The sequence below is a fragment of the Priestia aryabhattai genome (assembly GCF_023715685.1).
GTDB classification, from domain to species: domain Bacteria; phylum Bacillota; class Bacilli; order Bacillales; family Bacillaceae_H; genus Priestia; species Priestia aryabhattai_B.
This window is the reverse complement of record NZ_JAMBOQ010000001.1, coordinates 1213223-1233166: the sequence shown is the minus strand read 5'-3', so window position 1 is coordinate 1233166 and position 19944 is coordinate 1213223. Positions and strand designations below refer to the sequence as shown.

20 protein-coding genes and 1 other annotated feature are annotated in these 19944 nt (G+C 39.4%); of the genes, 13 read left to right on the top strand and 7 right to left on the bottom strand.

The genetic code is table 11. The features are described from left to right. Positions 1 to 4 precede the first annotated feature (4 nt). The gene (locus M3225_RS06345) at positions 5 to 529 is read right to left on the bottom strand and encodes a phosphatase PAP2 family protein (protein WP_251391770.1); all 525 of its coding nucleotides are present in this window, start codon (positions 527 to 529) and stop codon (positions 5 to 7) included. 191 nt (positions 530 to 720) lie between these two features. Further along, on the bottom strand, positions 721 to 1248 hold the full coding sequence (locus M3225_RS06340) for a gamma carbonic anhydrase (RefSeq protein WP_251391768.1): 528 nt from the start codon (positions 1246 to 1248) through the stop codon (positions 721 to 723). Between the two features lie 107 nt (positions 1249 to 1355). On the opposite strand from M3225_RS06340, the gene M3225_RS06335 reads away from it, so the two are divergent. Together M3225_RS06335 and M3225_RS06330 are read left to right on the top strand one after the other, a co-directional pair. Beyond that, complete coding sequence (locus tag M3225_RS06335; protein WP_013059532.1) at positions 1356 to 2132, top strand: alpha/beta fold hydrolase; 777 nt, start codon at positions 1356 to 1358, stop codon at positions 2130 to 2132. Between the two features lie 31 nt (positions 2133 to 2163). Beyond that, positions 2164 to 3222 carry a tetraprenyl-beta-curcumene synthase family protein gene (locus M3225_RS06330; RefSeq protein ID WP_251391766.1) on the top strand — a complete coding sequence of 353 codons (1059 nt, stop codon included), beginning with the start codon at positions 2164 to 2166 and terminating at the stop codon, positions 3220 to 3222. A gap of 12 nt (positions 3223 to 3234) precedes the next feature. Here the strand turns inward: M3225_RS06330 and M3225_RS06325 are convergent, their stop codons facing one another. Together M3225_RS06325 and M3225_RS06320 are read right to left on the bottom strand one after the other, a co-directional pair. After that, positions 3235 to 3804, bottom strand: a complete 570-nt coding sequence (locus tag M3225_RS06325) for a class I SAM-dependent methyltransferase (RefSeq protein ID WP_251391764.1) — start codon at positions 3802 to 3804, stop codon at positions 3235 to 3237. Next, positions 3801 to 4763 carry a TIGR01212 family radical SAM protein gene (locus tag M3225_RS06320; protein ID WP_251391762.1) on the bottom strand — a complete coding sequence of 321 codons (963 nt, stop codon included), beginning with the start codon at positions 4761 to 4763 and terminating at the stop codon, positions 3801 to 3803. Before M3225_RS06320 ends, M3225_RS06325 begins: the two co-directional genes overlap by 4 nt. A 169-nt stretch (positions 4764 to 4932) precedes the next feature. Between M3225_RS06320 and M3225_RS06315 the strand changes: the two genes are divergently transcribed. From M3225_RS06315 to M3225_RS06285, 7 genes are all read left to right on the top strand, one after another. After that, positions 4933 to 5196, top strand: a complete 264-nt coding sequence (locus M3225_RS06315; protein ID WP_057233142.1) for a YtzC family protein — start codon at positions 4933 to 4935, stop codon at positions 5194 to 5196. A 12-nt stretch (positions 5197 to 5208) separates the two neighbouring features. Continuing rightward, complete coding sequence (locus M3225_RS06310; RefSeq protein ID WP_057233143.1) at positions 5209 to 5364, top strand: hypothetical protein; 156 nt, start codon at positions 5209 to 5211, stop codon at positions 5362 to 5364. Positions 5365 to 5522: 158 nt separating this feature from the next. Next, the gene (locus M3225_RS06305; protein WP_251391760.1) at positions 5523 to 6710 is read left to right on the top strand and encodes an MDR family MFS transporter; all 1188 of its coding nucleotides are present in this window, start codon (positions 5523 to 5525) and stop codon (positions 6708 to 6710) included. A 158-nt stretch (positions 6711 to 6868) separates the two neighbouring features. Beyond that, positions 6869 to 8191, top strand: a complete 1323-nt coding sequence (locus M3225_RS06300; protein WP_251391758.1) for a GntP family permease — start codon at positions 6869 to 6871, stop codon at positions 8189 to 8191. 216 nt (positions 8192 to 8407) lie between these two features. Beyond that, positions 8408 to 8626, top strand: a binding site (T-box leader). A gap of 64 nt (positions 8627 to 8690) precedes the next feature. Beyond that, the gene (gene leuS / locus M3225_RS06295) at positions 8691 to 11105 is read left to right on the top strand and encodes a leucine--tRNA ligase (protein ID WP_251391756.1); all 2415 of its coding nucleotides are present in this window, start codon (positions 8691 to 8693) and stop codon (positions 11103 to 11105) included. 250 nt (positions 11106 to 11355) lie between these two features. Next, positions 11356 to 11667: a rhodanese-like domain-containing protein gene (locus M3225_RS06290; RefSeq protein WP_014457977.1), complete on the top strand. Its 312-nt coding sequence runs from the start codon at positions 11356 to 11358 to the stop codon at positions 11665 to 11667. 215 nt (positions 11668 to 11882) lie between these two features. Beyond that, positions 11883 to 12062 (top strand): sporulation protein Cse60, encoded by a 180-nt coding sequence (locus M3225_RS06285; RefSeq protein WP_013059521.1) that lies wholly within the window; start codon positions 11883 to 11885, stop codon positions 12060 to 12062. 4 nt (positions 12063 to 12066) lie between these two features. Here M3225_RS06285 and M3225_RS06280 read toward each other — a convergent pair whose 3' ends face one another. Continuing rightward, positions 12067 to 13338 carry an NAD(P)/FAD-dependent oxidoreductase gene (locus M3225_RS06280; RefSeq protein WP_251391754.1) on the bottom strand — a complete coding sequence of 424 codons (1272 nt, stop codon included), beginning with the start codon at positions 13336 to 13338 and terminating at the stop codon, positions 12067 to 12069. Positions 13339 to 13549: 211 nt separating this feature from the next. Here M3225_RS06280 and M3225_RS06275 point away from each other — a divergent pair, with 211 nt between their 5' ends. Together M3225_RS06275 and M3225_RS06270 are read left to right on the top strand one after the other, a co-directional pair. Further along, entirely contained in the window at positions 13550 to 15193 is a 1644-nt protein-coding gene (locus M3225_RS06275) for a putative polysaccharide biosynthesis protein (RefSeq protein ID WP_251391752.1), read from the top strand. Between the two features lie 51 nt (positions 15194 to 15244). Then, a complete protein-coding gene (locus tag M3225_RS06270; RefSeq protein WP_251391750.1) occupies positions 15245 to 15961 on the top strand; it encodes a pseudouridine synthase in 717 nt (238 codons plus the stop codon). 222 nt (positions 15962 to 16183) lie between these two features. Here M3225_RS06270 and M3225_RS06265 read toward each other — a convergent pair whose 3' ends face one another. After that, entirely contained in the window at positions 16184 to 16405 is a 222-nt protein-coding gene (locus tag M3225_RS06265) for a DeoR family transcriptional regulator (RefSeq protein ID WP_013059517.1), read from the bottom strand. A 408-nt stretch (positions 16406 to 16813) separates the two neighbouring features. On the opposite strand from M3225_RS06265, the gene pepV reads away from it, so the two are divergent. Beyond that, positions 16814 to 18217 (top strand): dipeptidase PepV, encoded by a 1404-nt coding sequence (pepV, locus tag M3225_RS06260; RefSeq protein WP_251391748.1) that lies wholly within the window; start codon positions 16814 to 16816, stop codon positions 18215 to 18217. A 33-nt stretch (positions 18218 to 18250) separates the two neighbouring features. Here pepV and cysK read toward each other — a convergent pair whose 3' ends face one another. Beyond that, positions 18251 to 19183, bottom strand: a complete 933-nt coding sequence (cysK, locus tag M3225_RS06255; RefSeq protein WP_251391747.1) for a cysteine synthase A — start codon at positions 19181 to 19183, stop codon at positions 18251 to 18253. Positions 19184 to 19372: 189 nt separating this feature from the next. On the opposite strand from cysK, the gene thpR reads away from it, so the two are divergent. Then, complete coding sequence (thpR, locus tag M3225_RS06250) at positions 19373 to 19927, top strand: RNA 2',3'-cyclic phosphodiesterase (RefSeq protein WP_251391745.1); 555 nt, start codon at positions 19373 to 19375, stop codon at positions 19925 to 19927. The last annotated feature ends 17 nt before the right edge of the window (positions 19928 to 19944 follow it).

The following is a 19944-nucleotide window of genomic DNA, read 5'->3' as shown; positions in this document are numbered from 1 at the left end:
TCAATTATGTTAAAAATATGTTCAGTGAAACAGCACCTGAAAAGATGCCCAGTATCAGGCCTACCATGACATCCGTCGGATAGTGCAGACCGAGATAAATTCTTGAAATTCCTACCGTTACTGCAAGCGGCAAAAGAACGGCAGCGAAGGCTGGATAAACAATCATAAGAGGGGTAACCAACGAAAAAATAGCTGTTGTATGCCCAGATGGAAATGAATGATCTTTTAATGGATTTTCTAATACTTTTGTATGTTTTAATTGAATATAAGGTCGTTGTCTCGGATATAGTTTTTTAGCAATGGCGACAGGAATATGACTAACGGCTAAAGAAAATGCACAAGCGTAAGCGACGGATGAAGGGTGCAGAAATAGCAGCAAGCACGCTATCACAATAGTAAACGTGGCTCCGCCGGCGTGAGTTAGTAAACGTAAAAATCTATTTAAGTGCTTTCGATCAAAATGTTGGTTTACACTTTTGAATAATCGGCATTCGGCATCGTATACATACTGAATTAACTTGGTTTTCATAGAGTCGCTCCCTTTTCAATAAATACGCCTTTATTATTCAGTTTAATCTTTAATTGTGGAGGCAGTACTAAAACGATGTAAATTAATATGGAAATTTCTTTACAATTGTGGGGAGAATAGAACATGATTGGAGAGTTTGTGGAGATACTAAAAAAATTCCCTCAGTATGACTTTCTGAGGGAACGTTTCCTTTATAATGAAGAATCAGATTTCTTAATAGACTTATAATACTGCCCTTTTTCTACATATTCTTTACGAATGCGCTGCATATCTTTTAAATCCTCTTCAGTCAGAGCGCGGATCACTTTAGCAGGTCGGCCGAGTGCGAGAGTATTAGGCGGTATTTTTTTACCAGGAGGCACTAAACTTCCAGCACCGATAAAAGCACCTTCACCAATTTCCGCGCCGTCTAAAATAATAGAGCCCATGCCAATGAGCGCGCGTTTGCGGACGATGGAGCTATGTAAAATGACTTGATGTCCTACTGTCACATCATCTTCAATAAGCAAAGGAGCATTTGGGCTTTGATGGAGTGTTGATTGATCTTGTATATTTACTCGTTTCCCGATAATAGTAGGTGAAACATCTCCTCTAATAACAGTGTTAAACCAAATGCTGCTTTCTTCACCAATGGTGACATCTCCAGTAATCGTGACATAATCTGCGATAAAGCAGCTGGGTGCAATGGTAGGCATTTTTTCTTTATACGGATAAATCATCAAATCATCTCCCTTTATTAGTTGAAAAAAAGTAGTAAATCTTCTAATGTAAGTGTACAAAGGTTTTTTAAGCAGGTAAACAAAAAAAGGAAGAAGGAGTAACTCAAATGCATAAATGGGAAGCAGTAAATCCAAAAGGCGTTATTGTCATGGTCCATGGAGCAGCGGAGCATCACGGACGCTATCGCTGGCTGATTGAGATGTGGCGTTCAGTTGGAATGCACGTAATTATGGGAGACCTTCCTGGCCAAGGCTTAACAACAAGAAGAAGAGGACATATCCTATCCTTTGATGAATATGTATATGAAGTAGAAGAATGGGTACGTGAAGCGCAAAAATATGATTTGCCTATTTTCCTGTTAGGCCACAGTATGGGAGGACTAGCGGTTATTCGTACGCTGCAGACAAAAAATCTCCCTATATGGGGTGCGATTCTTTCCTCTCCTTGTCTAGGATTAAAAGAGCAAGTACCGGCTTATTTAGATATGCTATCTAAAGGATTAAATAAAGTCATGCCGAACAAACTTTTCGATTTGGGTCTCACTGTTGAAAAAGCAACAAGAAACCAAGAAGTTCGAGATGAAGATGAAAACGACTCACTGTACGTTACAAAAGTTTCTGTAAGATGGTACCGAGAATTGATCCAAGCTGTTAACTTAGCTTTTAAAGATATCGATCGTTTGCCTGATGTCCCGCTTCTTGTGATGCAGGCAGGAGAAGATAAAATTATTGAAAAGTTGATTGTTAGGCAGTGGTTTGATGAAATAGAGCTAAGTGAAAAAATCTACAAAGAATGGTCTCAGCTGTATCATGAAATCTTTAATGAGCCTGAAAGAGAATACGTTTTTACATATGCGAAAAGTTTTGTTGATCTTCACATTTAATGAGTGCCGTAAGAAATTGAGGTGAAAATAAATGAAGATTCCGTCTCATCCTATTTCATTAATGAGAAAAATTTATCGAGAAGTGTTTCCTGTCGTTCATCATGAGCTTAATTATTGGCGCGAACGGGCAAAAAAGATTCCTAATAAAGAATTACGTACTCAAGCATTGGCAAGTATCGATACAAAAACTTTTCATTGTGAAGGAGGCGGTATCCTATCGATTTTAGCGAAAGAAAACATGATTGAATGCGTAAAATTTATTGTTGCCTACCAAACAATCAGCGATTACTTAGATAACTTATGTGACCGCAGCAATTCGCTCGATCCTAAAGATTTTGCAGCCTTACATGAATCGATGCCAGATGCGTTGACTCCTCATGCACCTCTTGGCGATTACTATCGTTTTCGAACGGATAAAGACGACGGAGGATACTTAGCCGGACTTGTCCAGACTTGTCAGCAGTCCTTGCGAAAAGCTTGTAATTACCATATAGTCTCTTCACATTTATTAGAACTAGCTAATTATTATTGTGATTTGCAAATACATAAGCATGTTGAAATCAAGGAAAGAGTTCCACGATTAGAGAATTGGTTCGATGCTCACCGGCACAGTGTTCCTGAAATGGAGTGGTATGAATTTTCAGCGTGCTCTGGTTCAACGTTAGGAATTTTTTGTTTGGTCGCTTATAGCTTTCAAGAAGAGATGACCGAAGAAATGACGCAGAAAATAAAAACGGGATATTTTCCTTATATTCAAGGCTTACATATTTTACTCGATTATTTAATTGACCAAGAAGAAGATAAAGCAGGAGGAGATTTGAACTTTTGTTTTTATTATCCTCACTATCAGCAAATGATGGATCGCTTTTTGCATTTTGTCGTAAAAGCGGACGAATATGCTAAAAAACTGCCGGATTATCACTTTCACTGCTTTATCTATAAAGGACTCTTGGGCGTTTATCTGTCGGATCAAAAGGTGCGGGCACAAAAACATGTTCATGTGAATGCACGTAGATTAATAAAAGCGGGGGGAGCGCTCAGCTACTTTTTCTATATCAACGGACGCTTGTACCGAATGTTAAAAAGATAAGCCGTACGTGGCTTATCTTTTTTCAATAGCAATGATGAACGGAGGATTGTTTTGCTGATTCATGAAACGATATTGTAAAACATGGACGACTTTTTGATCAAGATTTTGGACATACGTTAGTAAATCGTCTCTTTCTTGTTTCCCTTGATCGTGTCCATGATAAATAACGAGCACAATTACTCCTTCAGATGCTAGCAAATCAAGTAACTGTTCAACGGCAGCGATTGTTGTTTCAGAAGTGGTGACGATGTCTTTAGCTCCACCTGGCAAATAACCTAAATTAAAGATAGCGCCTGTGACTTGTCCATTAATAGAACGAGGAAGCATGCTTATATTGCTGTGGCTTTTTTGGATAAGCGTTACTCGGTTTTCTACATGGTGTTCTGTCAGTCTCTGGTGAGTTGCTTGAATTGCTTGGGGTTGAATGTCAAATCCATATACATGACCTGCATCTCCGACTAAGTTAGCTAAGAACAATGTATCATGTCCATTTCCTGCTGTGGCATCAATCGCGACATCTCCTTCGGCCACAGCATTAGTGAGCAACGTGCGGGCAAAAGGCAGGATACGTTCTATTTTCATCTTTCCATCAACTCTTTTTCGTAATATTTTCCTTGATAGCTTTGGCGACGTTCGAGCTCTTGATCAATGGCATTTAACACGCTCCACTTATTCACGCTCCACATCGGTCCAATCATGAGGTCTATCGGTCCATCACCTGTAATACGATGAACAATCATCTCAGGAGGGATCACTTCAAGCTGATCGCATACAAGTTTTACGTATTCTTCAAATGAAAGAAATTCAACAAGGCCCTTTTCATACTGTTTGACCATAGGAGTTCCTTTTAGCAAATGAAGCAGGTGAATCTTAATTCCTTGAACATCTAATTTCGCTACTTCCCGTATCGTTTTCATCATCATGTCGGGTGTTTCTAAAGGCAAGCCATTAATGATATGAGAACAAACGCGAATACTGTGTTTTCGAAGCTTTGCTACACCATCTATATAGCATTGATGATCATGTGCCCGGTTGATAAGCAGTGAAGTTCGTTCGTGAACAGTCTGTAGTCCAAGCTCTACCCATAGATAAGTTCGTTCATTTAATTCAGCCAAGTATTCCACCACATCGTCGGGGAGACAGTCAGGGCGCGTGGCGATAGAAAGTCCAACAACTCCGGGAAGCTTTAAGACAGCTTCATATTTTTCACGAAGCTCCTCTACAGGAGCATGAGTGTTAGTGAATGCTTGAAAGTAAGCAACGTATTTTCCGTCTTTCCATTTATGATGCATTTTTTCACGGATTTCATTAAATTGTGTGACAAGATCATCCGCTCTGTTTCCGGCAAAATCTCCTGAACCGGCAGCGCTGCAAAACGTACAGCCGCCGTGAGCTGCCGTGCCGTCTCTGTTTGGACAATCAAATCCTCCATCTAAGGCTACTTTAAATACCTTATGGCCAAAGTGGTTACGTAAGTGGTAATTCCAGGTATGATAACGTTTGTTTTCAGATTTATACGGAAATGGGTTTGTCTGATTCAAATCAGCAACCTCCTTTTTACATGCAATATACATCAACAAATTGTATCAAAAACGTGAAAAAGTGCCAAACAAATTTAAGGATGCTTATATTTAACAGGTTCTTTTTGTCGTAAAGGAGAGTAAAGTTGCGCAAAATAAAACCGAAATGAACGAATAGGAGGAATAGAGAATGACAACTCGTCAAGCAGTGGATCAACTTATGCAGCAGTGTGAAGATGCTATTCGCTTTGGACAAGGTCAGTTACAGGAAGGCATGAAACAAGAACATTACAATGACACTGAATATACAAAAGCACAGGAAAAATTAGAAAATGCTTATAAAGAGATTGAAGAATTTTCTCACAGTGCAAATGCACAGCAAAGAGAGCAGCTATATCGCATGCGCCTACAAGTTCAGCAGCTGCAAAATCAATTGATCACAACTCAGCATTAAGGAGAGGATTTTATGGCAACTCGTTCAAATCAAAATAACCCAGAACAAAAAACAAAAAATGGTGTCAACAGCAACGATATTGAGCTTGGAAAAGACTTTGATCCGGTAAAAGAATTAAAAGCACGAAACAGCAAGCGTGCACAGCCGGTTCGTTCGAAGCGAAAATAAGTCGTAAAAAGGTGATTTTGCATGATATTGTCATGTGAAATCACCTTTTTAAATAGTCAGCGAATTTCAAATAAATTGTCTATATGTAAAAGCATTGCGAAGCCCTTAAGAAAAGACTAGAATGTACGTTGGCATTCGAATAGATAGGGGGGAGATCAATGCCCAAATCACTTTGGTTTTTGATTATTGGTATGCTTGTAAACGTAACGGGAGCTTCATTTTTATGGCCTCTCAATACAATTTATATAAATGAACATTTAGGAAAGTCGTTATCCGTTGCAGGAGTGGTTCTTATGTTGAATTCTGCTGCAAGCGTAGTGGGTAATTTGCTTGGGGGAACACTTTTTGACAAAATTGGAGGATATAAATCCATTTTATCAGGAATTATTATTACCCTTATTGCATTAGTGGGACTGGTATTTTTCCATGGTTGGCCTACATACGTTGTTCTCTTGGTTATTGTAGGGTTTGGATCTGGTATTGTGTTTCCATCTATGTATGCAATGGCAGGATCTGTTTGGCCACAAGGCGGAAGAAAAGCATTTAATGCGATGTACGTTGCTCAAAATGCAGGAGTGGCTATTGGCGCGGCGGTAGGGGGCGTTGTAGCGTCTTATTCATTTACGTATATTTTCTTAGCTAATACAATTTTATACGTTATTTTTCTCCTTATTGCTATTTTTTCATATCGTCATATTTCGGTTACAGTTGGGCAAACGAATGTCCTTAATGAAGCCGGTAGTATTCAGCATAAAACCAAGCTGACGGCCCTTCTTATTTTATGTACAGGGTACGTATTATGCTGGGTCGCGTATGTTCAGTGGCAAACAACGATTGCTACGCATACGCGTGAGCTGAATATACCTCTTTCAAGCTACAGTTTGCTTTGGACAATTAATGGTATTTTAATTGTAGTCGGTCAGCCCTTGATTGTACCTATCATTCAAAAAGTAGCAAAGACATTAAAAGTACAGGTTCTAATTGGGACGGTTATTTTTGTGGCTTCTTTCATCATCGTGGTGAATGCAACAACATTTCCGCAATTCTTAACAGCAATGGTTGTGTTAACAATTGGAGAAATGTTCGTTTGGCCAGCAATTCCAGCTGTTGCAAGTCAGTTAGCTCCATCCGGAAAAGAAGGGTTTTATCAAGGCGTAGTTAACAGTATGGCTACTGCAGGTAAAATGATTGGTCCTCTCTTTGGAGGCGTGATTTTCGATGCGTTTAATATGTCTACCCTGTGTTATTTATTAATTGCGCTATTGTTATTTAGCATGTGTACAACATGGATATACGATTATAAATTAAAAGAAAAACGTCAGCGTTCACTAACCATCTCTAAATAAATTAGAGGTGGTTTTATTTTTGACTGTTAAATAAACGTAGGAATGTCTTCAGTATTCCTTTAATAATATAGTAAGGGCCGTGACAAGCAAAGAAAGGAGTATATACCTGTAAAAATGTAAGCGTCTTCTAATTATATGACTTCATGGGGGGCTAGAACATGCTTAGTATGATTGGATTAATTGGAGGATTATTGTTGCTCATTGTATTAACGATGAGAGGCATGAATTTATTTATAGCAGGTCCGCTCAGTGCTTTAGTTGTTGCTTTAACAAGCGGCATGCCTTTATTTCCACAGCTTGTGAAAGAAGGAGAAGCAAATTTTGTTGGGAATTACATGTCTGGTTTCACAGGGTTTATTGCTTCTTGGTATTTAATGTTTCTATTGGGCGCAGTTTTTGGAAAAGTGATGGAAGACAGCGGGGCTGCTGACAGTGTTTCTCGCTGGATTGTCAGTAAACTTGGAATGAAAAGAGCAGTGTTGGCGATTGTACTTGCCTGTGCTGTCTTAACATACGGGGGAGTCAGTCTGTTTGTAGTAGCATTCTCTGTCTATCCAATGGCTTTAAGCTTATTCAAACAAGCTGATTTGCCGAGGCGGTTTATCCCTGCTGCTTTAGCGTTTGGTTCCGTTACATTTACGATGACTTCGGCTGGCTCGCCTGAAATCCAAAACTGGATTCCGATTGAATATTTGAAGACTAGTCCGTATGCAGGATGGGAAGTTAGTTTAATTGTAGCGGTAGTGATGGCTGTATTCGGCTATTGGTGGTTAAAGCGTTTGATTTCCAAAGCAGTTAAAAATGGAGAGCGTTTTATATCACGTGAGAAAGATCCAGTAGTAACAGAAAGTCAGTCTTTGCCTAATCCGCTATTAAGCTTGCTTCCGCTTGTTGTCGTGCTCATTATTTCTTTTATGCTTCATGAGTCACTTCAGCAATCTGCTTTGATTGTCGCACTTTTAAGCGGCATCATTGTCACCTATATTGTGAACAAAAAGCACTTTAAAGGGTTTTGGAATGCAGCTTCAGAAGGAACGCTCGGAGCGTTAATTGCTATTGGAAATACAGCCGCTGTCGTAGGTTTTGGAGGAGTGGCTAAGGCGGTTCCTGCGTTTGGAGTGGCTGTAGATGCCATGACGCATATTCCAGGAAGTCCGTTAATTGGGGGAGCTATTGCTGTTAGTGTTATCGCAGGGATGACAGGTTCGGCTTCAGGAGGTCAGGCGATTGCTTTGCCAATTTTAGCGCCTCACTATCTTGATGCTGGCGTAAATCCAGAAGCTCTTCATCGCGTAGTGGCTATTTCGTCTGGAGTATTAGATTCTTTGCCTCATAATGGTTACGTCGTCACAACAATTAATTCTATTTGCGGAGAAACTCATAAAGATGCGTATGGATCGGTTGCAGCAATGACGGTGATTGTTCCGCTTGTCGGTCTTGTACTTGCGATTATTCTGTTTTCTTTTGGATTTGGCATTTAATAATAATAGCTAAAGAAAGTAAAAGGCGAGCGTACCCCAGTACGCTCGCTTTTTTGTTTGGCCTTGCATGTATGTTTTTGGGAGAAGTTGTTCATATATAAGAATGAAAGAGAGGATTTAGCAACAAAGCAGTGCTGCAGTGTAGAAACTTTTACAAAATCCATTGAACAACTTGCAGTTTGCGAACATATTATTTACAATACAAGGTAGTATGATGTAAAAACTATGATAAGGAATAGTAGTGAACGAAGCGAGCTAAGAGAGCTGACGGGTGGTGCGAGTCAGCAAACGAGCGTTCATGAACTCACCTTGGAGTTGTAAATGTGAAGTAAAGTAACATTTGCCGTCTATCCGCGTTAAGGAAAATGAGTGAGTACATAATTGTGCTAATTTGGGTGGTACCGCGGGAAGTTTATTCAACCTCTCGTCCCTTTGTTTGAGGGATGAGGGGTTTTTTAGTTTAATTAAATACAGCTGGAGCGTACAAGGAGGATTATGTATGGCTTTTAATCATGAAAAGATCGAACAAAAATGGCAAAAAATTTGGGAAGAAAATAAAACATTTAGAACAACAGAAGATGAAGGAAAGCGTAAATTTTACGCATTAGATATGTTCCCTTATCCATCTGGAGCAGGTTTACACGTTGGGCATCCAGAAGGTTATACAGCAACGGATATTTTATCTCGTATGAAGCGTATGCAAGGATACAATGTACTTCATCCGATGGGATGGGATGCATTCGGACTACCTGCTGAACAGTATGCATTAGATACAGGAAACGATCCGGCTGAATTCACTGAACTTAACATTAATAATTTCCGTCGTCAAATCAAATCGTTAGGTTTCTCTTACGATTGGGAGCGTGAAATTAATACAACTGACCCCAACTACTACAAATGGACGCAGTGGATTTTCTTACAGCTATATAAAAAGGGCTTAGCTTATGTGGATGAAGTAGCTGTTAACTGGTGTCCTGCTCTAGGAACAGTACTTGCAAACGAAGAAGTTATTGACGGCAAAAGTGAGCGTGGAGGACATCCGGTTGAGCGTCGTCCAATGAAGCAGTGGATGCTTAAAATCACAGCTTATGCAGATCGTTTACTAGAAGATTTAGATGATCTTGATTGGCCAGAAAGTATTAAAGAAATGCAGCGCAACTGGATTGGCCGCTCTGAAGGAGCTCACGTTCACTTCACAATCGATGGATATGACGACACATTTACTGTGTTCACAACGCGTCCTGATACGCTATTTGGGGCAACGTATGCCGTTTTAGCACCTGAACATCCGTTTGTGGAAAAAATTACAACAGCCGAACAAAAAGAAGCAGTAGAAGCTTATTTAGATCAAATTAAAAGCAAAAGCGATTTAGAACGTACAGACTTAGCTAAAGACAAAACAGGTGTATTCACCGGTGCTTATGCAATTAACCCTGTAAACGGCGAGAGAATGCCAATTTGGATTGCTGACTATGTTCTAATGAGCTATGGCACAGGTGCAATTATGGCTGTTCCTGCTCATGATGAGCGCGATTATGAGTTTGCTGTTAAATTTGAACTGCCGATTAAAGAAGTGGTAGCGGGCGGAGACGTTTCAAAAGAAGCTTATACAGGCGACGGCGAGCACGTTAATTCAGACTTCTTAAATGGTCTAGATAAAGAAGAAGCAATTTCAAATATGATTCAGTGGCTTCAAGCAAATGAAAAAGGTGAAAAACAAGTAACATACCGTCTGCGTGACTGGTTATTCAGCCGTCAGCGCTACTGGGGTGAACCAATTCCTGTTATTCACTGGGAAGATGGCACAACAACTGCAGTTCCTGAAGATCAGCTTCCGCTTGTGTTACCAAAAACGACTGAAATCAAACCGTCAGGCACAGGTGAATCTCCGTTAGCAAACATTGATGACTGGGTGAACGTTGTAGATCTGGAAACGGGCAAAAAAGGGCGCCGCGAAACAAATACAATGCCTCAATGGGCAGGTAGCTGCTGGTATTACTTACGTTACATTGATCCAACAAACAGTGAAGCGTTAGCGGATGCAGAAAAATTAAAAGAATGGTTGCCGGTTGATATTTATATCGGTGGAGCTGAACACGCTGTTCTTCACTTATTATATGCTCGTTTCTGGCATAAGTTTTTATATGATATCGGCGTAGTTCCAACAAAAGAGCCATTCCAAAAACTGTTTAACCAAGGTATGATTCTTGGAGAAAACAACGAAAAAATGAGTAAGTCAAAAGGTAACGTTGTAAACCCAGACGAAATCGTAGAAAGCCACGGTGCAGATACGCTTCGCCTTTACGAAATGTTTATGGGACCTTTAGATGCATCAATCGCTTGGTCAACAAAAGGGCTTGATGGTGCACGCCGTTTCTTAGATCGCGTATGGCGTTTACTTATTGAAGATAATGGTGAATTAAGCAGCAAGGTTCAAGAAAGCAATGACACTACACTTGAACGCGTGTATCACCAAACGGTGAAAAAAGTAACGGAAGATTACGAAGGTCTCCGTTTTAATACAGGTATCTCTCAACTAATGGTATTCATCAACGACGCATACAAAGTTGATGTGCTGCCAAAGCAATACGTAGAAGGATTTGTGAAGCTATTAGCACCAATTTGTCCTCATACGACTGAGGAATTATGGAGCAAACTAGGTCACGAAGATACAATTTCATATGAGGCTTGGCCTGCGTTTGACGAAGCAAAACTTGTAGATGATGAAGTGGAAATTGTCGTTCAAATTAACGGTAAAGTACGTGCAAAAGTAAACGTACCTGCTGAGGCATCTCGCGAAGAACTTCAAGATATTGCAATGGCTAATGAAGACGTTCAAGAGTTCATTGAAGGTAAGACAGTGCGCAAAGTGATTGCTGTGCCTGGTAAATTAGTAAACATCGTAGCTAATTAATCTATTGATGTAGAACAGGACCCCTGACTAAAAAGCAGTCAGGGGTCCTGTTCTAGACCTAAGCGAATGCGTCTTCCTTTCGGGGTTGACATCAGGCGCTTAGTCCAACCTTTAAAGTTGCATCACTACTGATTGGAAAAGCTTAGGCAGGTAGCTGCTTAAGCTTTTCTTATTTAGTGGCATAAAGGTATTTGAATTTGCTACAATAGCGATAGCAAGCTGAATGAAAGAATAGAGAGGGATGACGAAGATGGAAGAAGTAAAAGTAATTACGCCTGAAGAGCTTCAAAAACGCGTTGAAAATGGAGAAGAACTTCATTTAGTCGATGTGCGCGAAGATGAGGAAGTAGCAGAAGGAATGATTCCAACTGCTAAACACATTCGCATGAATGATATTCCAACTAATGTGGATTATTTCGATAAAGACAAAGAATATATTTTCATTTGCCGTTCTGGCCGCCGCAGTGAAAACGTATGTTACTACCTTCAAGAACAAGGATATAAAGTAACAAATATGGTTGGCGGTATGTTAGAGTGGGAAGGAAAAACGGTTAATAAATAAGAAAAAAGCGCCTTTGACAGGCGCTTTTTTCTTTTTGAATTAAACTTCTACCATCCGACTAAAATGATAGTAGGAAAACAAATGATGACTAAATCTATAAAAGTCTTCATAAAAATAGAGGTAAGAAGAAATTGAAAATCAGTACGAAAGCCATCATCGAGAGAAGCAGTCCATTCTGATTGAAACAAATTTGATAGGACAAGGTGGTAGAAGCTGTGATACAAGTAAAAATGTTTGATAAAGAGCATGAAAAAGATTTAGAATTTGCGGTGAATCGATTTTTACGGAAATTAGAGGATGAAGACGTCGTTGATATTAAGTACCAGGTGACAGTGGATGTCGATCGTGATGAGCAGGTGTACTGTTTTTCAGCCATGGTTATGTATAAAGCCTAGCATATTATGCTAGGCTTGTTGCAAATTCTCCTGCATTACTGCCAGCCAAACGGCCTGTTACAAGAGCAGAAGTGATATTGTATCCTCCAGTGTATCCATGGATATCAAGAATTTCCCCGCAGAAGTAAAGGCCTTGCATAAATTTCGAAGACATTTCTTTTGGGTGAATTTCTTTAACTGATACGCCGCCTCCTGTGACGAATGCTTTCTCTAAAGAAAGTGTGCCGTTTACAGCAAATTCAAATCGTTTGCACAGTCTCGAAAATTCTCTCAGTTTTTCATGCTGAAGCTGTCCCGCTAGCGCTTGGCTATCAATGTCTGCTTGCTCGAGTAAAAATAATAGATAGCGTTCAGATACAAAACCTTTTAAAACATTTTTAATCGCTTTTTTCGGCTCTTCTTTTGTCATTTTGGCTAATTTTTGAAAAATCTCTTCTTCATTTTGGCTAGGAAATAAATCAAGAGACATTTGAACAGTGTTGCTTTTTTGTTTCTTTAACTCTTTAACGACATATTGGCTGCAGCGAAGAGCGGCGGGACCAGAAATGCCAAAGTGAGTGAAAATCATATCCATCTGATGAGTAATGACAGGTTTTCCTTTTTTATTAAGCACGCTTAATCCTACATTACGAAGCGATAGACCTTGAAGCGTTTTGGTTTTAATAAACGGTTCGCTAGATGTAATAGGAACTTCTGTTGGGTAAAGTTCAGTAATTTTATGCCCCGCATCTTTTGCCCATTGATAACCGTCTCCTGTCGAACCTGTATGAGGCACTGATTTTCCACCTACTGCAATCACAACGCTTTTAGTTTGGATTGTTTCCCCATTTTGAAGCACAACTTCTTTCACGGTGTTGTTCTCATAGGTTACGCGTTTAACGGCTGTGTTTGTGCGAATTGTCACACGAAGACGGTGAAGTTCGCTAATTAATGCATCAACAACAGATTGAGCTTTATTGCTGACCGGAAACATACGCCCGTGATCTTCTTCTTTTAATTTAATTCCAAGGCCTTCAAAATAGGAGATGATATCTTCGTTATTAAAAACAGAAAACGCACTGTATAAAAAGCGTCCGTTTCCTGGAATGTGTTTAATAAGTTCATCAATTGGAAGGCGGTTTGTCACATTACAGCGTCCGCCTCCAGAAATGGCAAGCTTTCGTCCAAGTTTATTGCCTTTATCAATTAATAATACGTTTGCACCTGACTCACCAGCTGCAATCGATGCCATCAAACCAGAAGGTCCTCCTCCGATTACGACTACATCATATATCATACTTTCACCAACCTGTCTATTCTTAAAAAATTTTAGTTTGTTCACTGACAAATCTCTCAACATTGGATAAAATGGGCTATAGTCTTTGTTTTTTTAGTTTGTTGACGAGTGCGAGTGAGTATAAGACCTTTCTTAGTGTATACTGTCACTTGCTTCTTTTCAATTCTATCATTATTATCAGTATGTAACATTAAGTATCGGAGGCAAACGTATGTCTGATTCAAAATTGTTAAGAGGGACCTTTGTGCTAACGCTTGGCACCTATGTATCCCGAATCTTGGGAATGATTTATTTATTTCCATTTGCGATCCTTGTTGGAACCGTAGGGGGAGCACTGTTTGGTTACGGATATAACCAATATGCTATTTATTTAAGTATTGCTACAGCCGGTATGCCAATGGCCGTATCGAAATTTGTGTCAAAATATAATGCACTCGGTGATTATTATACGAGTAGAAGAATGTACCGGGCCGGCATGAAATTAATGCTTGTCACAGGAATTCTTGCATTTTTACTTTTATATTCGTTAGCTCCTGTTATGTCTAGAATTACACTGGGAGGTTCTGATTTAAATAACTCCTTAGAAGATGTAGTAATGGTTATGCGAATGGTTAGTATTGCGTTAATTGTAGTACCGATGATGAGTTTAATGCGAGGATTTTTCCAGGGGCACCAGTCTATGGGACCGACAGCTGTTTCACAAGTAGTTGAACAGCTTGTGCGGGTTGTCTTTTTATTGGCATCCACCTACATCGTCATCAAAGTTGTACATGGGAGTCTTGCATTAGCCGTTGGATTTGCTACGATGGGGGCTTTTGTAGGAGCTCTTGCTGGACTGGCCGTATTAATTTGGTACTGGAAAAAACGAAAGCCTCATCTCGATAAAATGGTGAACGAGCAGACGGTAACGCCTACGCGTATTTCTACCGTATCTATTTTTAAAGAACTGCTTACGTATTCATTGCCATATGTATTTGTCAGCTTAGCTATTCCGCTTTATCAGTATGTGGATCAATTCACATTTAATCGTGCGATGGTAGCGGCTGGACAAAAAGAAATAGCGGAGTCAATGAACGGAATTGTTCAGTCTTATGTTCCAAAGCTTGTGATGATTCCCGTTTCATTAGCTACTGCGTTTGGTTTGACTCTTGTACCAACGATTACACGTTCATTTGTGAATAAAGATTATAACGTACTTCAAAAGCAAATTGATCAAACATATCAAACCATTATGTTTCTTGTGCTGCCAGCATCTGTAGGATTAATGGCTTTAGCTGGCCCAGCATATACGTTTTTCTTTGGAACAGATGCATCGGATGCGGGTGGGAATGTCTTGCTTTATTATGCACCGGTAGCTTTATTGTTTTCATTCTTTACGGTTAATGGAGCTATTTTACAAGGAATCAACAAACAAAAATATGCTGTTTTAAGTCTATTATTTGGGTTGATTGTAAAAATTGTCGTGAACGTTCCATTTATTCTTATGTTCCACGAGATTGGTTCAGTTTTAGCGACAGCACTAGGCTATATCGTATCTCTTGTTTATATGTTTGCGCTTATCCAAAAACACGCAAAATATAACTACAGTGAGTTTATAAAACGCTCTGTGCTCATTCTCATTTTTGTTGCGATTATGGGAATCAGTGTAAAAATTGTCGCAGCAGTGATTGGTCTGTTTACAACGCCAGGACGATTCTCTGCCACTGTTATTACGATTGTAGGAGCAGCAGTAGGCGGCCTTATTTACTTTATTATTACCTATCGTTCAAGCCTGCTTGAAAAAGTAATGGGAGCGAGGGTAACAGGTGCAATTGAACGAAAGATACTGCGCCGAAATAAACAGCGCAGTGCATAAGAAGATGACTCATTAGAGTCATCTTCTTTTCAAAAAAGAGGAGGATATTACATGCGTTTGGATAAATTGCTTTCTACCATTGGGTACGGAAGCCGAAAAGAAGTTAAAGGTCTTTTAAAGACTGGAGCTGTTAAGGTAGATGGTACAGCAGTTAAAGATGCTAAAGTACACGTTAATCCAGATGAACAAGAAATAACTGTGCATGGCGAAGCCGTTTCTTATCGAGAATTTGTTTACTTTATGCTTCATAAGCCACAAGGGGTCATATCAGCGACGGAAGATTCTCTTCATGAAACAGTTTTGGACTTACTGGAAATTGACGATGCTGTGTATGACCCATTTCCGGTAGGGCGTTTAGACAAAGATACAGAAGGGCTCTTGCTGCTGACGAATGACGGTCAGCTTGCGCATCAGCTGCTATCTCCTAAAAAGCACGTTCCTAAAACGTATTTTGCAAAAATTAATGCACCGGTGACTGAAGAAGATGCTGAAGCATTTAGACAAGGCGTCACTCTTGATGATGGATACGTAACAAAATCAGCAGAATTAAAGATACTAACAAGTGGTGTGGAATCAGAAATTGAATTAACGATCGTTGAAGGGAAATTTCATCAAGTGAAGCGTATGTTTGAAGCAAGAGGAAAAAAAGTAACGTATTTAAAACGTTTATCTATGGGAGCTTTGCTATTAGACGAGTCGTTAGATTTAGGAGAGTACAGGGAGTTAACGGAAGAAGAACTAGCTTTATTGCAAAAATCAAATGCTTAAGAAGAGGCGAAAGAAAAAGGAACCTAAGTCTAAAATGGTTCCTTTTTTTGTCCACTTTATTAGACAAGTGAAACATTTCACGTTAAAGCACTTAAACGAGTACCAACTCTGCTTGACGTACAAATGGAGCGGGGGACTATGCACTCGTCCAAGTCTTGACTTTCTACTGCGTAGAATTTTATCTCTATATATAAATCACTTACTACCCTTGAAATAAACTTACTAGGATGACATCTTGACCTTCTTTTGCGTAGTCGTCCATGTACCGCGACTTGGGCTGCGAACTAAATCATTATATGCTAACACATTCAAGTCACGCTGAATGGTTCTTGGTGTAATACCAAATTCGTCTACGAGCTCTTGCGTTGTAACTGTTCCATTTTTACAAATGAACATATAGACCGATTTGATACGAGTTAGCATTCGATTAGTTGAAGGTTTCAAAAAACCACTTCCTTATTCGTTTTTCGTAAGGCACAACTTCTTTATAACTCTGAGATGTCAAGCACTATTTCAGTCCTTATACTTATTGTACACAAAATCGACAGAAAAATAAAAGAGAAAACGCAAATTAACACAATATTTACAAAAAATGATATAAATATGTAATCCTTTCGTAACATCTCCTTCCTCTATTTGCACATTTTTTATAGTATATGTAAACAATAAACAAATAGAATCCGTTTTTATCGATTGTGCCTACAAATTATTTCCCGGAATTTTGACTCTGTAAACCTTTGATATGAAAGGAAAGAGACAATTATTTCTTTCTATATAAAGGTATGATAAAGTTGAATTTACCAATAGTAATGATAGATACAATCTGTAAAAGCAGGCAAAGGAGACAAACAGATGACGGCAATTAATTGGAAAGAGGAAGTTCAAAAAAGAGAAGCTGAAATTCTAGCTGAGACGCAGCGCTTTCTACAAATTAAAAGTGTTTTGACAAGCACAGAAAAACAAGAAGAGCCATTTGGACCTGGAATTGCTCAAGCGCTTCACTTCCTTTTAAATAAAGGAAAAAATGACGGATTTTCCGTCAAAAACGTAGACGGATATGCAGGTCATATTGAAGCAGGAGAAGGGAAAGACCTTCTTGGCATTCTTTGTCACGTAGACGTCGTTCCTGAAGGAGACGGGTGGTCGGTTGATCCATACGGCGGTGAAATAAAAGACGGGAAAATTTTTGCTAGAGGAGCAATCGATGACAAAGGCCCGACGATGGCTGCTTATTATGCGATGAAAATTGTGAAAGATTTAGGGCTTCCTCTATCTAAACGGGTTCGAATGATTATTGGAACGGATGAAGAAAGTGACTGGAGATGTGTGGACCACTACTTCAATCATGAAGAGATGCCAACTATGGGATTTGCGCCCGATGCTGATTTTCCCATCATCTATGCTGAAAAAGGCATTACAGATGTAGAAATTCGCCAGCAGCCAATTGAAGGAACAAAGGGAAGCGTCCAGCTCACATCATTTGTGTCTGGGCGACGCTATAATATGGTTCCTGATCTTGCAACAGCTGTTCTTGAATTCCATAGTGAAACGGATATTAAAAATAAGTATGATCAATTTTTAAAGGGTCAGTCCTTAAAAGGTTCAATAACAGAAAAGAGCGGTGTGTACACACTTACTCTAGAAGGCGTTTCAGCACATGGCAGCGTGCCTGATAAAGGGAAAAATGCTGGGCTTACACTTCTTCGCTTTTTACACACATTAGAACTTGATGAACAAGCTAATCAGTTTGTAGGTTATGCAAATGCGTATTTAGTCCAAGATTCACTAGGAGAAAAAATGGGCTTAAATCGCAAAGATGAGGTCACTGGTGATTTAACGATAAATGTGGGAATCATGTCTTATAATCAAGAAGAAGCGGGGCACTTTGGTTTAAATATTCGCTATCCTGTATCAGCTCATATTGACAACATTATTGATACAATTAAAGAAAAAAGTGAATCTTATCGAATGACCATCAAACATTTTACAGATTCTAAACCACATCATGTCGATCAAAAACATGAGCTTATTCAAACGCTTCAAAAGGTTTATCAAGAACAAACAAATGAAGAACCTACACTTATTTCAATCGGAGGAGGAACATATGCAAGAGCATTAGAAGCCGGTGTGGCATTTGGACCTCTTTTCCCAGGCCGTGAAGAAGTAGCGCACGAAAAAGACGAGTACATGGTAATTGAAGATTTGCTTCGTGCAACAGCTATCTATGCACAGGCTATTTACGAATTAGCTAAATAAGAAAAGCGAACGCCTTTGCGTTCGCTTTTCTTATTATTCAAATGAGAACAGGTCGCTTGATAAATAACGTTCACCTGTATCGCAAGCAATACATACGACCACTTGATCAGGAGATAATTTTTTGGCTACCTCGATAGCAGCATAGCACGCAGCGCCAGATGAAGGACCGACTAAAATTCCTTCTTCAGAAGCCAAGCGTCGCGTAATATCGTAGGCTTGTTCATCTTTAATTTTTAAAATTTCGTCGTAAACATCTACATTAAGCGTATCAGGAATAAATCCAGGGCTTGTTCCTACAAGCTTGTGCTTTCCAGGTCTTCCTCCAGATAATACAGGAGACCCAGCTGGTTCCACAACATGAACGGTCATATTTGGGTAGTTTTCTCTTAGGACTTCACCGGTGCCTGTAATCGTTCCGCCTGTTCCAGCAGTAGCAACAAAAGCAGATAGGTCTTTTCCTAAATCGTTCATTGCCTCGATAATTTCCTTAGCAGTCGTTTTTCGATGTGCGTCAGGGTTTGCATTATTTTCAAACTGCATGGGCATAAATGCATTTGGAATTTCTTTTGTAAGCTCTTCTGCTTTGCGGATTGCTCCAGGCATTTTCTCATCGCCCGGTGTTAGAACAACTTCAGCACCATATGCTTTTAACAAGTTAATTCGTTCTTGAGTCATGGTATCTGGCATGACTAAAATAGAACGATAACCTCTTGCCGCTGCATTCATAGCTAAGCCAATACCTGTATTTCCGCTCGTTGGTTCAATAATGGTTGAATTTTCATTGAGCAAGCCTGCTTTTTCAGCTTCCACGATCATATTAAAAGCAGCACGGTCTTTTACACTACGGCTCGGATTAAAAAATTCTAGTTTTAAGTAAACGGATGCTCCATCTGCTGGTTGAAGACGATTCAATTTAACAAGAGGTGTCTCGCCAATCAAATCAGCCATATTGTTAACAACTTTCATTTTTCTCATCCTTTTCTTATAAAAATTCTCTGTATTGTTTCTATGATAACACAAATTCTTATTTTTTAAGCACATGACAAATTTTCAGAAAAACCTCTCTATTTTATCCAAAAAACCTTTAAAATAAATTTAGCTCTTTTTGAACATAACAAATTGGGAAAAGCTAATGAAAAGAAAAGGAGCGATTTGATGAAAGGTGATAAACACTATTTTATTGGAATCAACGTGCCTGTCTCCATTGCACATCAGGCAGAAAATTGGGCAAAGGAATTAACACCTTTTCCTTTCAAACAATGGACATACCCCGATGATTATCATATAACGCTACAATTTTTAGGATTTGTAGGTAACAAAAAGGAAAAGCTGATTAACCGCTTAAAAGAAGTAGCCTCCCGTCATTCAAGTTTTTCACTGCAGACAGGTCAGTACGATGTGTTCGGTGCTTATAACAAGCCTAGAGTGCTTTATGTAAGCCTTAGGCCAAATGATAAACTTGTGAATCTGCAAAGGGATATACAGTCCGTATGGGAAGACCTAAGCGGCTTATACGAAAAACGTCCTTATCGTCCTCATATTACGATTGCAAAGAAGTGGGGAGGGGAAGCTGGGCTTTTGGAAGAGCAGTTAAAGCAAACGTCGATTGAAGAACAGTTTCAAGTAAGTTCGTTTGCCCTTTTTGAAGTTCATCCTGCTAGCAAACCTAAATATAAAAAAATACTATCTTTTTTCTTGCAGTCACAGTAGCATATGAACATACAAAC